This is a genomic window from Hymenobacter properus (assembly GCF_015694735.1).
In the GTDB taxonomy this organism is placed as follows: Bacteria; Bacteroidota; Bacteroidia; order Cytophagales; family Hymenobacteraceae; genus Hymenobacter; species Hymenobacter properus.
Window position 1 is genome coordinate 1227642 of the sequence record NZ_JADQDP010000001.1, and the last position, 15323, is coordinate 1242964.

General features: G+C 61.7%; 9 protein-coding genes. All 9 read left to right on the top strand.

Annotation, left to right across the window (positions count from 1 at the left end; translation table 11 throughout):
• Nucleotides 1-3: 3 nt before the first annotated feature.
• Nucleotides 4-1137 (top strand): glycosylase, encoded by a 1134-nt coding sequence (locus tag I2I01_RS05295; protein WP_196285361.1) that lies wholly within the window; start codon nucleotides 4-6, stop codon nucleotides 1135-1137.
• Between the two features lie 121 nt (nucleotides 1138-1258).
• Nucleotides 1259-3679 carry a beta-galactosidase GalB gene (gene galB / locus I2I01_RS05300; RefSeq protein ID WP_196285362.1) on the top strand — a complete coding sequence of 807 codons (2421 nt, stop codon included), beginning with the start codon at nucleotides 1259-1261 and terminating at the stop codon, nucleotides 3677-3679.
• 148 nt (nucleotides 3680-3827) lie between these two features.
• Nucleotides 3828-7175, top strand: a complete 3348-nt coding sequence (locus tag I2I01_RS05305; protein ID WP_196285363.1) for a glycoside hydrolase family 2 TIM barrel-domain containing protein — start codon at nucleotides 3828-3830, stop codon at nucleotides 7173-7175.
• A 77-nt stretch (nucleotides 7176-7252) separates the two neighbouring features.
• Nucleotides 7253-8410, top strand: a complete 1158-nt coding sequence (locus tag I2I01_RS05310) for an ABC transporter substrate-binding protein (protein ID WP_196285364.1) — start codon at nucleotides 7253-7255, stop codon at nucleotides 8408-8410.
• Nucleotides 8411-8537: 127 nt separating this feature from the next.
• Nucleotides 8538-10913 carry a CaiB/BaiF CoA transferase family protein gene (locus tag I2I01_RS23135; RefSeq protein ID WP_230678872.1) on the top strand — a complete coding sequence of 792 codons (2376 nt, stop codon included), beginning with the start codon at nucleotides 8538-8540 and terminating at the stop codon, nucleotides 10911-10913.
• Nucleotides 10903-12144, top strand: coding sequence for an extracellular solute-binding protein (locus tag I2I01_RS05325; protein ID WP_196285365.1), 1242 nt, complete (start codon nucleotides 10903-10905; stop codon nucleotides 12142-12144). Before I2I01_RS23135 ends, I2I01_RS05325 begins: the two co-directional genes overlap by 11 nt.
• Complete coding sequence (locus I2I01_RS05330; protein WP_196285366.1) at nucleotides 12137-13240, top strand: Gfo/Idh/MocA family protein; 1104 nt, start codon at nucleotides 12137-12139, stop codon at nucleotides 13238-13240. The genes I2I01_RS05325 and I2I01_RS05330 overlap by 8 nt, the downstream gene beginning before the upstream one ends.
• A gap of 149 nt (nucleotides 13241-13389) precedes the next feature.
• On the top strand, nucleotides 13390-13833 hold the full coding sequence (locus I2I01_RS05335) for a MaoC/PaaZ C-terminal domain-containing protein (RefSeq protein ID WP_196285367.1): 444 nt from the start codon (nucleotides 13390-13392) through the stop codon (nucleotides 13831-13833).
• Nucleotides 13834-13975: 142 nt separating this feature from the next.
• Nucleotides 13976-15280: an L-fucose:H+ symporter permease gene (fucP, locus tag I2I01_RS05340; RefSeq protein ID WP_196285368.1), complete on the top strand. Its 1305-nt coding sequence runs from the start codon at nucleotides 13976-13978 to the stop codon at nucleotides 15278-15280.
• The last annotated feature ends 43 nt before the right edge of the window (nucleotides 15281-15323 follow it).

The window sequence follows — 15323 nt, forward strand, 5'->3', positions numbered from 1 at the left end:
CGCATGAAAATCAAGCTTGCCTCCTTCCTGCTAATCAGCGGCATGTGCCAACCGGCTTGGGCGCAGAAAGTGCTGCCAAAAGAAGTGCCTGCTGCCGAGATGCAGAAGGTGTACGAGGAGGTGAAGACGCCCCACAAATACGGCCTTGTCCTCGTGACGGATGACAACCAGAAGAAGATGGATTGCCCCAGCGTGTTCCGCAAAAACGGGCAGTGGTGGATGACCTACATCATCTTCGACGGGCGCGGCTACGAAACCTGGCTGGCCCAGAGCAAAGACCTGCTAAAGTGGGAAACCAAGGGCAAAATCCTGTCCTTCACGGACACCACTGATTGGGACACCAACCAAAAGGCCGGCTACGTGGCCCTGCAAGACCCCAAGTGGGGCGGCAGCTACGAGTGGCAGCCTTACCAGGGGAAGTATTGGCTGTCGTACTTCGGCGGTAACTCGCGCGGGTACGAAAAAGGCCTACTCTCCATCAGCCTGGCCTCGACCGACAAGGACCCCACCACCCTGCCCACGTGGCAGCGGCTTGCCAAACCGGTGCTGCGCCCCGACGACAAGGACGTGCGCTGGTGGGAAAATCACACTATCTACAAAAGCTCCGTGACCTGGGACAAGGCCAAACTCACCGGCCACCCCTTCGTGATGTACTACAACGCCAACGGCGACAGCCTCAACGCCAAACGCGGCGCTGAGCGCATCGGCATGGCCGTGAGCGACGACATGACGCACTGGCAGCGCTACCTGCGCAACCCCGTGCTGAACCACCACACCGGCATCACCGGCGACGCCTATTTGCAGAAGATGGACAGCGGCCTGTGGGTGATGTTCTACTTCGGCGCCTTCTACCCCGGCGTGAAGGGCGCCGTGAACCGCTTCGCTTGCTCCTACGACCTCACCCACTGGACCGACTGGACCGGTGCTAACCTGGTAGAACCCTCCGAGCCCTACGACGAGCTGTTTGCCCATAAGTCCTTCGTGCTGAAATACAAAGGCGTGGTGTACCACTACTACTGCGCCGTGAACAAGGCCGACCAGCGCGGCATTGCCGTGGCCACGTCGAAGGACTTGGGCAAGAGTGCGGTGGCATTTATCGCGCCGCCGGTGAAGAAGCCGAAAGAGAGTAAAAAATAGGCGGTTATGCAGAGCGTAGCGAAGCATCTCGCTCGCTTTGTTCGCACGGTTGATTTACTACCCCGAGCGAGATGCTTCGCTGCGCTCTGCATGACGTTCTGATATTCCAAAATCCCACCCAATGCCCCGTCTGCTCGCCCTGTTTCTACTGTTGCTCAGCGCAGCCAATACGGCTTTTGGCGCACAGCCGTCGGCGCGGGTCACGGCTGATTTCAACAAAGGCTGGAAGTTCTATCTGGGCGACGAAGCCGGTGCGAAAGAATCGGCTTTTGACGATGCCGCGTGGCGAAAACTCACGCTGCCGCATGACTGGAGTATTGAAGGCAAATTCGATGAGAAGAACCCCGCCAAGCCCGAGGGCGGCGGCTTGCCCACCGGCATCGGCTGGTACCGCAAGACGTTCACGCTACCGGCCACAGCGGGGCGCAACGTGTTTGTTGAGTTCGACGGCGTGTATAAGCACAGCGAGGTGTGGCTGAACGGTCATTCTCTTGGCTACCGGCCGAACGGCTACATCTCCTTCCGCTACGAACTGACGCCCTATCTGCGCCCCGCCGGCCAGCCCAACGTGCTGGCCGTGCGCGTCGACAACTCGGCCCAGCCGGACTCGCGGTGGTACACTGGCTCGGGCATCTACCGCAACGTGCGGCTGGTGACAACGCATCAGGTGGCCGTGGACGAGTGGGGCACCTTCGTGAGTACGCCCGCCGTGAGCGCCCAAGCCGCTACTGTGGCCGCGGTCACGCAGTTGCGAAATGCCACCGGCAAGCCGCAAACGGTGACGCTGCAAACGGTGCTGTTGGACGCAAGTGGGAAGGAAATAGTGCGCCAGTTGACAACGAGCGTGAAACTGAGCGGCGCAACAACCACAGTATCGCAAAAACTTACCCTGAAGAATCCGCAGCTCTGGTCGGTGACCAAGCCTTATTTGTACCGGGTGAAAACCACGGTGCTGACGGGACGGACAATTGAGGACGAATATGAAACACCGCTGGGCATTCGCACCTGCGTTTTCGATAGCCAGAAGGGCTTTCTGCTGAACGGCCAGCCGCTGCGCATCCAGGGCGTGAACCAGCACCACGACCTGGGGGCGCTGGGGGCGGCATTTAACGTGCGGGCGGCTGAGCGGCAGTTGCAGATTTTGCGCGCTATGGGCTGCAACGCCATTCGGATGTCGCACAACCCGCCCGCGCCGCAATTGCTGGATTTGTGTGACCGCATGGGCTTTCTGGTAATGGACGAGGCGTTTGACATGTGGCAGAAAAAGAAGAACGGCCAAGATTACCACCTTGACTTCAAGCAGTGGCACCAGCGCGACTTGGAAGACCAGATTCGGCGCGACCGCAACCACCCGAGCGTATTCATCTGGAGCATCGGCAACGAAATTCGCGAGCAGTTCGACAGCACCGGCACCCGCCTCGCCCGCGAGCTGACCGCCACCGTGAAGCGCCTCGACCCCACGCGCCCCGTCACTTCAGCCCTCACGGAGCAGGAGCCGGCTAAGAACTTCATCAGCCAAGCCAACGTGCTCGACGTGCTGAGCTTCAATTACAAGCACGCTGACTACCCCAAACTGCCCACCAGCTTCCCCGGTCAGCATTTCCTGGCTACCGAAATAGCGGCCGCCTACGAAACGCGCGGCCACTACGACCTGCCCTCCGACAGCCTGCGCATCTGGCCCAAAGACGGCAAAACCAAACTCACCACCGGCAACTCCGACTTCACCGCTTCCAGCTACGACCAAGCCGCGCCCTACTGGGGCGCCACCCACGAGGCAGCTTGGTGGGGCGTCAAGAACAGCCCGTTCATCAGCGGGGCCTTCGTGTGGAGCGGCTTCGACTACCTGGGCGAGCCCCTGCCCTACCCCTGGCCGGCGCGCAGCTCCTACTTCGGCCTCATCGACCTAGCCGGCTTCCCCAAAGACGCCTACTACCTCTACCAAAGCGAGTGGACCAACCAACCCGTGCTGCACCTGCTGCCGCACTGGAACTGGCGCCCTGGCCAAACCGTGGACGTGTGGGTCTACTACAGTCAAGCCGATGAGGTGGAGCTTTTTCTAAATGGTAAGTCGCTGGGCACGAAAAAGAAAGGCGCCGACGACCTGCACGTGATGTGGCGCGTGCCTTACGTCCCCGGCACACTGCAAGCCATTTCGCGCCGCGCCGGCAAAACTGTGCTGACCAGCACCGTAAAAACCGCCGGCCCCGCCGCCAAAATCGAGTTAACCGCCGACCGTAGCCAACTGCAAGCCAACGGCAAAGACTTGTCTTTTGTGACGGTTCGTGTGCTGGATGCGGCTGGCAACCTGGTGCCCGATGCGGCCAACCTGGTGAAGTTTTCGGTGAGCGGGCCTGGTTTTATTGCGGGCGTGGACAATGGGTACCAGGCTAGCATGGAGTCATTTAAGGCGCCTGAGCGCAAGACTTACAATGGGATGGCGCTGGCCATTATTCAGACGATGGAGAAGGGCGGGGCCATTACGCTTCGGGCAGATGCTGAGGGACCGACTAGCGCAACAGTAACGCTTCAAAGTCAGCCCTAATGGCTTACCCCTGCTCCTACTGGAGGAATAAGGGAGCCACGGGATTAAAGAATTGACTAAAATGAGAATGACTAGAATTCATATTCCATTTTTTTCCAGAGCGAAATGCCGCCTGGCTCCTCTTCTCCGCTGGAGAGGGGACTGGGGGATGAAGCCCCATGTCTGGTGTATCCTGCTCCTCCTGCCCTTCCTAGGACGCGCCCAGGAGGCCAGCGTCTATTTCTTCCCCAACGTCTCGCACGCACCAGTCATCTACCCCGGCCCCGAGGCCGACGGCTACCAGATTCCGCAGCTTACCGAAATCAACCGCGACCGGGCTCGCGCCACGGCCTACTCATTCGCTTCTGAGAAGGACGCGCTGACGGGCAACCGCAGCCTTAGCTCGCGTGTGCAGTCGCTCAATGGCTTGTGGGATTTCAGCTTCGCCAGCAAGCCCACTGATGCGCCCCGCGACTTCTACAAAAGCCGCGTGAAGGGCTGGAAGCAGCTGGCCGTGCCCTCCAACTGGGAGCTGAACGGCTACGACCTGCCCATTTACAAGAGCGCCAAGTACCCGTTTCGGCCCGTTGACCCGCCGTTCGTGCCGCAGGACTACAACGGCGTGGGCTCGTACCAGCGCAGCTTCACGGTGCCGGCCGGCTGGCAAAGCCAGAACGTGACGCTGCACTTCGGCGGCGTCAGCTCGGCGTTTAAAGTGTGGGTGAACGGGAAGTTTCTGGGCTACGGCGAGGACAGCTGCCTGCCCTCTGAGTTCAACGTGACGCCTTATTTGCAGGGCGGCGAAAATGTGGTGTCGGTGCAGGTAATGCGCTGGTCGGATGGCTCCTACCTCGAAGACCAGGACCACTGGCGGCTGAGCGGCATCTTCCGCGAGGTGCTGCTGCTGGCCGAGCCCAAGCTGCGCATTGCCGACTTCCACTGGCAGGCCAAGCTCGACAAGGACTACAAGGACGCGGTGCTGAGCATCCGCCCGCGCCTCGAAAATCTGACCGGCAACAACGACCTCGGCGGCTACCAGGTAGCGGCGCAGCTTTATGACCGGCAGGGCAAGCCGGTGCTGGAAAAACCCCTGCAAATCACAGCCGACGGCATCCTAAATGAGAAGTATCCGCGCCTCGACAACGCCAAGTTCGGTCTGCTCGAAACCACCGTGCGCAACCCGCTGAAGTGGAGCGACGAGGCGCCCAACCTCTACACGCTGGTGCTCACCCTCACCGACAAAACCGGCGCGGTGCTCGAAGCCAAGAGCTGCCGGGTAGGCTTCCGTAGCATTGAATTCTCGAAGGATAACGGCAAGCTGCTCATCAACGGCAAGCTCACCTACCTCTACGGCGTGAACCGCCACGACCACCACCCCGCCAAGGGCATGGCCGTGAGCCGCGACGACATTCGGGAAGATGTGCGCACGCTCAAGCAGTTTAATTTCAACTGCATTCGCACTAGCCACTACCCCAACGACCCCTACTTCTACGACCTCTGCGACGAGTACGGCATCCTCGTCATCGACGAGGCCAACCTCGAAACCCACGGCCTGGGCTCCAAGCTGAGCAACGACCCGGCCTGGACCGCCGCCTACCAGGAGCGCAGCATGCGCATGGCCCTGCGCGACAAAAACCACCCCAGTATCATCTTCTGGAGCCTGGGCAACGAGAGCGGCCGCGGCCCCAACCACGCCGCCATGGCTGCCTGGCTGCGCGATTTCGACATCACCCGGCCCATCCACTACGAGCCCGCGCAGGGCGACCCGCACCTGCCCGGCTACATCGACCCCTCCGACCCAAACTACCCCAAAAACCACGCCTACCGCATCCAGGTGCCGCGCGACCAGCCCTACGTGGACATGGTGAGCCGCATGTACCCCGGCCTGTTCACGGGCGAGCTACTGGCCAACCAGCCGAACGGCGATACCCGCCCCATTTTCTTCTGCGAGTACGCCCACTCCATGGGCAACGCCACCGGCAACATGAAGGAATTTTGGGACGGCTGGCGCGCCACCAAGCGCGTGATTGGTGGCTGCATCTGGGAGTTTAAAGACCAGGGCCTGCTGAAAAAAGACTCGACCGGTACCGCGTTTTACGCCTATGGCGGCGACTTTCAGGAGAAATACTACGACGACTTCACCATCAAAGGCATCGTGGCTTCGGACGGCAAGCCGCACGCCGCCATCTACGAGTGCAAGCGCGTGTATCAGCCGCTGGAATGCACCCTGGTGGATGCCGTCAAGGGCCTCGTACGAATAGAAAACCGCGCCGCACTGCTCAACGCCGACACCTACGCCGCCGCGCTGATTCTGCGCGAGAACGGCCGCATTATCAGCACCAAACCACTTCCCCGACTGCGGTTGGCAGCCGGGCGCGACACGGTAATTTCCCTGGCGAAATACCTGCCCAAGCTGAAAGCTGACGCGGAGTACCTGGCTAATATTTCCTTCACCTTGCCCCAACTGACGGCCTGGGCCGCTGCGGGCCACGAAGTCGCTACCAACCAGCTGGCCCTCACCGGCCTAGCCCAGCCCCAGGCGGCCTCGGGCAAGCAGCCAGCTGTGGCCGTACGCAACGATGCGACGGCTTACCAGCTAAGCGGCAAGGACTTTCAGGTAACCATTGACAAGGCCAGCGGGGCCCTCACCTCCTACCGTTACCGCGGCACCGAGCAGCTGGCGGCTCCGCTGCTGCCTCACTTCACCCGCCCCCTTACCGACAACGACCGGCGCGGCTGGAAGGCCGACAAGAAGCTGAAAGAGTGGTTTGCGGCCGAGCCCAAGCTGCAAAGCCTGACGCTGGACCAAAGTAACGCCAGCCGCCCGAGCCTCATGAGCACCTACGCCCTCATCGACGGCAAAACCACCGCGCGCGTGACCTACACGCTGAACGGCGACGGCGCCTTGAAAGTGGATTACGCCCTCACGCCCGCCGCCGGCCTGCCCAACATTCCGCGCGTGGGCATGCAGCTCGGTATCAAGCGCGCCTACGACAACATCAGCTTCTACGGCCGGGGCCCCCTGGAAAACTACATCGACCGCCGCTACGGCTTCGACGCGGGCATTTACTCGCAGCCGCTAAGCGAGTTTGCTGACTCCTACGTGGTGCCGATGGAATACGCCAACCGCACCGACGTGCGCTGGATGCAGCTCGCCGACAAGCAAAACACCGGCCTGCTGGTGGTAGCTGACAGCATGCTGAGCATGAGCGCCTGGCCCTACACCGAGCAGAACATCCGGCAAGCCCGGCACACCAACAAGCTGAAAGACGCCGGCTTTATCACCCTCAACATCGACCTCGCCCAGATGGGCGTGGGCGGCAACACCAGCTGGGACGCCCAGGCCGCCCCGATTGACAAATACCAGCTGCCCTCGAAACCTTATAGCTACAGCTTCTACCTGCTACCCGTCAGCGGCAAAAAGGATGCGAGCAAACTGGCTCAAAGCATTCGCTTTGCTAATCAACCCACTGAACGTCATGCAGAGCGCAGCGAAGCATCTCGCGTGCTGAAGTAATTCCTAGCGTCAACAACGAAGCGAGCGAGATGCTTCGCTGCGCTCTGCATGACGGCCATCATAAGAAACGCACCCCAATGCCCACCGACCACATCCACCTCAAAGGCATCACGTGGAACCACAGCCGCGGCTTCGTGCCGATGGCTGCCACTGCCCAACGCTTCTCGGAGCTGAACCCGAACGTGAGCATCACTTGGGAGAAACGCTCGCTGCAACAGTTCGCCGACGAGTCGATACAGCAATTGGCCGAGCGGTTCGACTTGCTGGTGATTGACCACCCGTGGGCCGGCTTTGCGGCGCGTACCGGCTCCATTCTGCCGTTGGATGAGTACCTGCCCGCCGAGTTTCTGGTCGACCAGCAAGCCAACACCGTGGGTCACTCCTTCGAAAGCTACAGCTTCAACGGCCACCAGTGGGCCTTGCCCATCGACGCGGCTACGCCCGTAGCCGCCAGCCGCCCCGACCTACTGGCCCAGCACGGCCTGGCCCTGCCCGAAACCTTCGCCGACCTCTTGGCCCTGGCCGACCGCGGCTTGGTGGCCTTCGCGCTCATCCCCATCGACACGCTGATGAGTTTCTACATGTTCTGCTGCTCGCTGGACGAAGACCCCTGCCAGCGCGAAAACGAAGTGGTGAGCGAGGCCGTGGGCGTGCAGGCCCTGCAGATGTTCCGCGAGCTGGCCAGCAAGGTGGACCCGGCCTGCTTCCACCGCAACCCCATTCAGGTGTACGAGGCTATGACGCAGACCGACGCGCTGGCCTACTGCCCCTTCGCCTATGGCTATTCCAACTACGCCCGCCGCGGCTACGCCCGCCGCCTGCTGCACTTCCACGACATGGTAAGCCTAGCGCCCGGTGGCACCCGCCTACGCAGCACGCTCGGCGGCACCGGCCTGGCCATCTCGGCCAAGTGCGCCGACGTAGCCACCGCCGTGCGCTACGCCGAGTTCGTGGCCTCGCCCACCTGCCAGCAAACGCTGTATTTCGACAACGGCGGCCAACCCGGCCACCTCGCCGCCTGGCAGGACGCGCAGGTGAACGCACAGTCCAGCAACTATTTTGCGGCCACGCTGCCGGCTTTGCAGCGCGCCTTCCTGCGCCCACGCTACCACGGCCACATGTACTTCCAAGACCACGCCGGCGAGCCCGTGCGCCAGTACTTGATGCACGGCGGCGACGAGCGCGCCCTGCTGCGCGAGCTGAACGAGCTATATGTGAAATCCAGAACGATGTAACGTGGACTCTGCGAGTCCGCGCAACGAGCGTAGCGAGTGACTCGCGCCTTCACCGTCCTTACGCCAATACTCGCAGTGCTCGTTGCGCGGACTCGCAGAGTCCACGCAACATCACAACCAACAATCTATGTCTCTCCCCCTCTCCGGCCTACTAGTCATCGAATTTAGCCAGTTCCTAGCCGCGCCCTCGGCGGGCCTGCGGCTGGCCGACCTCGGCGCGCGCGTCATTAAAATTGAGCGGCCGGGCACCGGCGAGGCCGGCCGGCAGATTGCCATCAAAAACCTGTTTGTGGAAGACAGCAGCCTGGTGTTTCACACCATCAACCGCAATAAGGAATCCTACGCCGCCGACCTCAAGAATCCCGATGACCTGGCCCAGGTGAAGCAGCTGTTGGCCCGGGCTGACGTGATGACCCACAACTTCCGGCCGGGCATCATGGAAAAAATCGGCCTCGGCTACGACGATGTGCGCGCCCTGAACCCGCGCCTCATCTACGGCGTGGTGACGGGCTACGGACCCACTGGTCCCTGGGCCACCAAGCCGGGGCAGGATTTGCTGATTCAGTCAATGTCGGGCCTCACATACTTGTCGGGCACGAAGGATGACGGCCCCACGCCTTTCGGTATTGCCGTGGCCGATATTATTTGCGGCTCGCACTTCGCGCAAGGGCTGCTGGCGGCGCTGGTCCGGCGCGATAAAACCGACCGGGGCGCTCTGGTCGAAGTCAGCTTGCTGGAATCGGTGCTCGACATGCAGTTTGAGCTGCTGACCACCCACCTGAACGACGGCGGCCAGCTGCCGCAACGCGGTGCGGCGCGCGGCACCGCTCATCCTTACCTGAGCGCCCCCTACGGCATCTATCAAACTCAGGACGGCTACCTGGCTCTGGCCATGGGCAACCTGGATAAGCTCGATACCACGCTGAACCTGGGCATTCTGGCTGACTACCCCACGGCAAATTCCTGGTTCGACGGCCGCGACGACATCAGTGCCCGCTTAGCCGCAGCCTTGCGCGAAGCCTCCACCGCCACCTGGCTCGCGAAGCTGGAGCCACTGGGCATCTGGTGCGCTGAGGTGCTGAACTACCAGCAGGCCACCAGCAGCCCCGGCTTCGAGGTGCTGGGAATAAAGCAGCTGGTGAACCTCAGTAACGGGCAGCAGCTAGCCACCACGCGCTGCCCCATCCGCATTGATGGCGAACGATTGTATTCAGACAAGGCGGCGCCCCGACCGGGAGTTGACACGGAGGCTATTCGGGCGGAATTTGGTCTTGTGTCAGAGGCTAGCCTCCCCTCTTTGCGTGCTGGCCTTTGGGAGAGTGAGGTTAGTGCAGCGAGCAAACCGCTCGATGGCCTGCTGGTAGTTGATTTCAGCCAGTTTCTTTCCGGCCCCTCGGCCGCCCTGCGGCTGGCTGACCTCGGAGCGCGTGTTATCAAAATTGAGCGGCCCGAAACGGGCGACATCTGCCGACACCTCTACACTTCGAACATCATTATGAACGGCGAGTCGTCGGTGTTTCACGCCATCAACCGCAACAAGGAAAGCTTCGCCGTCGACCTCAAAAACGAGGACGACAAAGCTCGGGTGTGGGAACTGCTCGCCCGCGCCGACGTGGTGATGCACAACTACCGCCCCGGCGTGATGGAGCGCCTCGGCTTCGACTACGCCCGCGTGCAAGCGCAGAACCCCAACGTGGTGTACGGCGAAATATCCGGCTACGGCCCCGAAGGCCCCTGGCGCGATAAGCCCGGTCAGGACCTACTGCTACAATCCGTGTCGGGCCTGACCTGGCTGAGCGGCAACGCCGATGCTGGCCCCGTGCCCATGGGCCTGTCCATCGTGGATATGCTGGCAGGGGCGCACCTGGCGCAGGGACTGCTGGCCTGCCTCGTGCGGCGCGGCCGAAGCGGCGCGGGCGGGCTGGTGCAGGTGAGCATGCTGGAATCGGCCTTCGATTTTCAGTTCGAAACCATCACCACCTTCTTCAACGACGGTGGCGCGCTGCCCGAGCGCACCCGACATAATAACGCCCACGCCTACCTTGGCGCGCCCTACGGCATCTACCAGACCAGCAACGGCTTCCTGGCCCTGGCCATGGGCTCAATTCCCAAGCTGGGCCAGCTGCTGGGCTGTCCGGCGTTGCTGAGCTACGGGGAAGTGGCGCAGGCTTTCACGCAGCGCGACGAGATAAAAGCCACCCTGGCCGCGCACCTGCGCACCGCCACCACCGAAGCCTGGCTGGCCGTGCTGGAGCCCGCCGACATCTGGTGCGCCAACGTGCTGACCTGGGACAAGCTGCTGGCGCACGAAGGCTTCGCGGCGCTGAACATGGTGCAAGAGGTGACAATGGCTGACGGCTACCGCTACCGCACCACGCGTTGCCCCATCCGCCTCGATGGCGAGTTGCTGACCTCGTCCGTGGGCTCCCCCCAACTGGGCCAGGACAACGCCGCCATCCTGGCCGAACTAGCCACTTTGCAACCCGCCCGCCATGACGCCTGAGCCCACCGTTTTCCGCATTGCCGTGCGCAAGTTTGGCCCGTTCGAAAGTGCCATGGCGAAGCTGTGGTCGGGCTTCTGCGAGGAAACCGGCTGCCCGCTAGCTGTGGAGATGGTGCCCATGGACCTGCACGAGCTACACGCCAGCCTGCTCACGGATGAAGGTCTTAAAAATGGCGCCTGGGACGTGGCCCACATCAGCACCGACTGGCTGGCCGAAGCTCAAGCCGTCGATGCCCTAGAAAACCTCGTGCCCTACCTCACTCCGAACCCGCCAGTTGATTTTCCGCAGGGCTGGAGTCCCTCACTTTTAGGCATGCAGCAATTTGGCGACGCCGTGCTGGGACTACCTTTCCACGACGGGCCTGAGTGCCTGATTTACCGCCGCGACTTGTTTGAGAACCCCGCCGAGCAAGCGGCCTTCCAGCAACAGCACGGCCGGCCGCTGCAAGTGCCCGAAACCTGGGAGGAATTCCAGGCCGTGGCACGCTTCTTCCAGCGCCCTGCCAACAATTTGTACGGCCTCGTAGCCGCTGGCTACCCCGACGGCCACAACACGGTCTTCGACTTCTGCCTGCACCTCTGGACGCGTGGCGGCCAGCTGGTTGACACCCAAGGTCAGGTGCGCATCGACAGTGCTGCGGCGACCGAGGGGCTCGCGTTCTACCGGGAGTTGCTCCGCGACCACGCCGCCGCGCATCCACAGACCATGCAGTATGAGTCGGTAACGGCCGGTCAGGCCTTTGCGCGCGGCGAAGCGGCTATGATGGTTAACTGGTTTGGCTTTGCGGCCGTGTGCGACGTGGATACTGCTTGCCCGGTAAGGGGCCAGGTCGATATTGCCCCAATTCCACAGGGCGCGGGCGGGCAGTCGGCTTCGCTGAACGTGTACTGGCTCTACGCCATCGGCGCGGGCAGCCGGTACAAGGATGTGGCCTACGAGTTTCTGCGCTACGCCACCCGCCCCGAAAACGACAAGTTGCTGACGCTGGAAGGCGGCATCGGCTGCCGGATTTCGACCTGGCACGACGCTGACATTAATGGCCTCGTGCCCTACTATCACAAGCTGGAGCAACTGCACCAACAGGCCGAAACGCTGCCCCGCCACACCAACTGGGCGCGCATCGCCGCCATTATTGACGAAGTGGTGCTGCAAGCCATCAACACCGACGCGCCGGTGGCCGAGCTACTCGCCGCGGGCCAACAGAAAATCAACTCGCTTGACCATGTTTAACATCGACAGCCACGAAATCAACTACCTGCCCGTGCTGCCGCAGCGGCCGTTGCCCATCGTCATCATCGGAGCTGGCGGCATCGTGAACGACGCGCATTTGCCAGCCTACCGCAAGGCCGGGTTTGAGGTCGTCGGCATCACCAACCGCACCCGGGCCCGGGCCGAAAAGCTGGCCGCTACCTGGGGCATCCCGCACGTGTACGACTCGGTGGCCGAGGCCGTGGCCCACGCGCCCGCCAATGCCGTGTACGACATCACCATCATGCCCGAGCAGTTTGTAGAAACGCTAAACCAATTGCCTGATGGTGCGGGTGTGCTGATTCAGAAGCCCATGGGCGACTACTTCTGGCAAAGCCAGGAAATACTGGAGGTGTGCCGCCGCAAGAACCTGGTGGCCGCCATCAACTGCCAGCTGCGCTTTGCGCCCTACGTGGCCGCCGCCCGCGAAATGCTGCGCCAGGGCCTTATCGGGGAGCTGTACGATATGGAAGTGCGCGTGACACTGGAGACACCCTGGGAGCTGTTTCCGCACGTGATGGTGCACCCACGCCTCGAAATTCAGTACCACAGCATCCACTACATCGACCTGATTCGCAGCTTTCTGGGCGAGCCCGCTCGCGTGCTGGCCAAGACGCTGCGGCACCCCGCCAAGGCGCTGTCCTCGTCGCGCTCCACCATTCTGTTCGACTACGGCGACACGATGCACGCCGTCATCAACACCAACCACGACCATTCCTTCGGCCCCGAAAACCAGGAGAGCTTTATCAAATGGGAAGGCACAAAAGGCGCCATCAAGGCCCGCATGGGCCTGCTGATGGACTACCCGAACGGCGTGCCCGACAAGTTTGAGTACTGCCTGCTGCGCGAGGGCGAAAAGCCGGTATGGCACACCGTGGCGTTGGAAGGTTCGTGGTTTCCGGATGCCTTCATGGGCACAATGGGCAGCCTGATGCGCTATAAAAACGGCGAAACAGACGTGCTGCCCACCAGCGTGGAAGACGTGATAAAAACCATGGCCGTGGTGGAAGCAGCTTATGCGTCGAGCGACGGCAACGCCACAACAAGTGGCTCTAACCGCGAAAATGTTACGTCATAAAGTAGGTCATGCAGCGCGCAGCGAAGCATCTCGTGTGCGCGACGCAATTAGTTACTGCCACAAGCGAGATGCTTCGCTGCGCGCTGCATGACGGTCTGGGTTTGACTATCCAGCCCAGCAACTAAAAACGAGTAATTGACTACCAACTCATGTACTTCAAATCGACTTTTTTCGAAGACTACACCCTCGGCGATAAGCGCGTGACGCTGGGCCGCACCATCACCGAAACCGACTTCGTGGTACACGCCGGTCACACGGGCGACTTCTTCCCCCACCACCTCGACGCGGAGTGGAGCAAAACCCAGCCCTTCGGCCAGCGCATTGCGCACGGCACCATGATTTTCAGCATCGGCATCGGCCTCACCGCCTCGGAAATCAACCCCGAAGCCTTCTCCAAAGGCTACGACCGGCTGCGCTTCGTGAAACCCGTTTTCATTGGCAACACCATCCACTCAGAAGTTACGATTTCGGCCAAGGAAGAAGGCAAAAAGCCCGGCTACGGCACCGTTACTGAGCACGTGGAAGTCATCAACGAGCGCGGCGAAGTGGTGCTGGCCTGCGACCACCTGCTGGTGGTGAAATTGCGCGCTTGAGACCATCAATAAAACGGTCATGCTGAGCGCAGCCGAAGCATCTCTACCGCATTGGTAATTGATTGCATTGCGCGGTAGAGATGCTTCGGCTGCGCTCAGTATGACGCCCTTTTTCTCATTCTTGTAACTCAAATCCCACCCCATGGCCCTTGCTCCTGCTTCCACCCCGCCACCCGTTGCTACCGGCAGCCCCGCCAGTGGCCGCGCCTACCTGCTGCCGTTTATTCTGGTGGTGGGTGTGTTTTTCCTGTGGGGCATGGCGCATAGCCTCGACTCCATCCTGATTCCGCACCTTCAGAAAGCCTGCCAACTCAACAACCGGCAGTCAACCTTCGTGGACACGGCCGTGTTTCTGGCTTACTTCCTGATGGCCATTCCGGCCGGGATATTGCTCAAGCGGCTGGGCTACAAGGCCACCATCATTCTGGGGCTGCTGGCCTTTGCGGGCGGGGCGTTTCTGTTCGTGCCGGCTGCTGACGCCCGCTCCTACGGCCTGTTTCTGGCCGCGCTGTTCATCATTGGCTGCGGGCTGACAACCTTGGAAACCGCCGCCAACCCCTACGCCGCCGTGCTCGGCCCGCCCGAGTCGGCCACGAGCCGGCTGAACCTGGCGGCCTCGTTCAACGGGCTGGCCGTGTTCGTAGCGCCCATCATCGGGGCCAACCTGATTTTGTCGGGCAAGGAATACACCAAGGCCCAGCTGGCCGCCATGCCCGAGGCCGTTCGCATCGCCTACCTCAACCACGAAGCGGCAGCTGTGAAACTGCCTTACATCGTGCTGGCCAGCGTGCTGGTGGCCGTGGCGGTGCTGTTCTTTTTCAGCAAGCTGCCCGAAGTGCGGGCCGCCGAAGCCGAGCCGTCGGAAGGCGGCGGCTTCTTCGCGGTGCTCAAGCACCGGCACCTCACCTGGGCCGTGGTGGCGCAGTTTTTCTATGTGGGAGCGCAGGTATGCGTCACGAGCTTCTTCATCCGGATGGCCAAGCAAGGCGCCGGCGTGGATGAGAAAACGGCCGGTTACTACCTGGCCGTTTACGGGCTGCTGTTCATGGTGGGGCGCTTCATTGGCACTGCTTTGCTGAAGTACATCGCCTCGCAGCGGCTGCTGTCGATTTATGCCGTTGTCGCCATGGCGCTGTGCGCGGTGGCCGTGTTCGGCGACGGGGCCTACGTTATCTACGCCCTAGGCGGACTGGGCTTTTTCATGAGCATCATGTTCCCCACCATCTTCGCCCTGGGCATTGCCGGCCTCGGCGACGACACGAAGCCCGGCTCGTCGTGGCTGGTGATGTCCATCGTGGGTGGCGCCATCATGCCGCCGCTAATGGGCACCCTCATCGACATGCGCGGTGATAATATTCAAATTGGCTACCTCATCCCGATGGTATGCTACCTGGTGATTCTGCTGTTCGGCATGTATGGCTACCGCATCAAAGGGCAGTTGGCCTAACCGTCTGGCCTATACCAGACTGTGATGCAGCGCGCAGCGAAGC

What these genes read in the sequence shown, in the direction of transcription:
- fucP (WP_196285368.1), top strand. Translation starts at nt 13,976, where the DNA reads ATGGCCCTTGCTCCTGCTTCCACCCCGCCACCCGTTGCTACCGGCAGC.
- I2I01_RS05325 (WP_196285365.1), top strand. Translation starts at nt 10,903, where the DNA reads ATGACGCCTGAGCCCACCGTTTTCCGCATTGCCGTGCGCAAGTTTGGC.
- I2I01_RS05295 (WP_196285361.1), top strand. Translation starts at nt 4, where the DNA reads ATGAAAATCAAGCTTGCCTCCTTCCTGCTAATCAGCGGCATGTGCCAA.
- I2I01_RS05310 (WP_196285364.1), top strand. Translation starts at nt 7,253, where the DNA reads ATGCCCACCGACCACATCCACCTCAAAGGCATCACGTGGAACCACAGC.
- I2I01_RS05330 (WP_196285366.1), top strand. Translation starts at nt 12,137, where the DNA reads ATGTTTAACATCGACAGCCACGAAATCAACTACCTGCCCGTGCTGCCG.
- I2I01_RS05335 (WP_196285367.1), top strand. Translation starts at nt 13,390, where the DNA reads ATGTACTTCAAATCGACTTTTTTCGAAGACTACACCCTCGGCGATAAG.
- I2I01_RS23135 (WP_230678872.1), top strand. Translation starts at nt 8,538, where the DNA reads ATGTCTCTCCCCCTCTCCGGCCTACTAGTCATCGAATTTAGCCAGTTC.
- I2I01_RS05305 (WP_196285363.1), top strand. Translation starts at nt 3,828, where the DNA reads ATGAAGCCCCATGTCTGGTGTATCCTGCTCCTCCTGCCCTTCCTAGGA.
- galB (WP_196285362.1), top strand. Translation starts at nt 1,259, where the DNA reads ATGCCCCGTCTGCTCGCCCTGTTTCTACTGTTGCTCAGCGCAGCCAAT.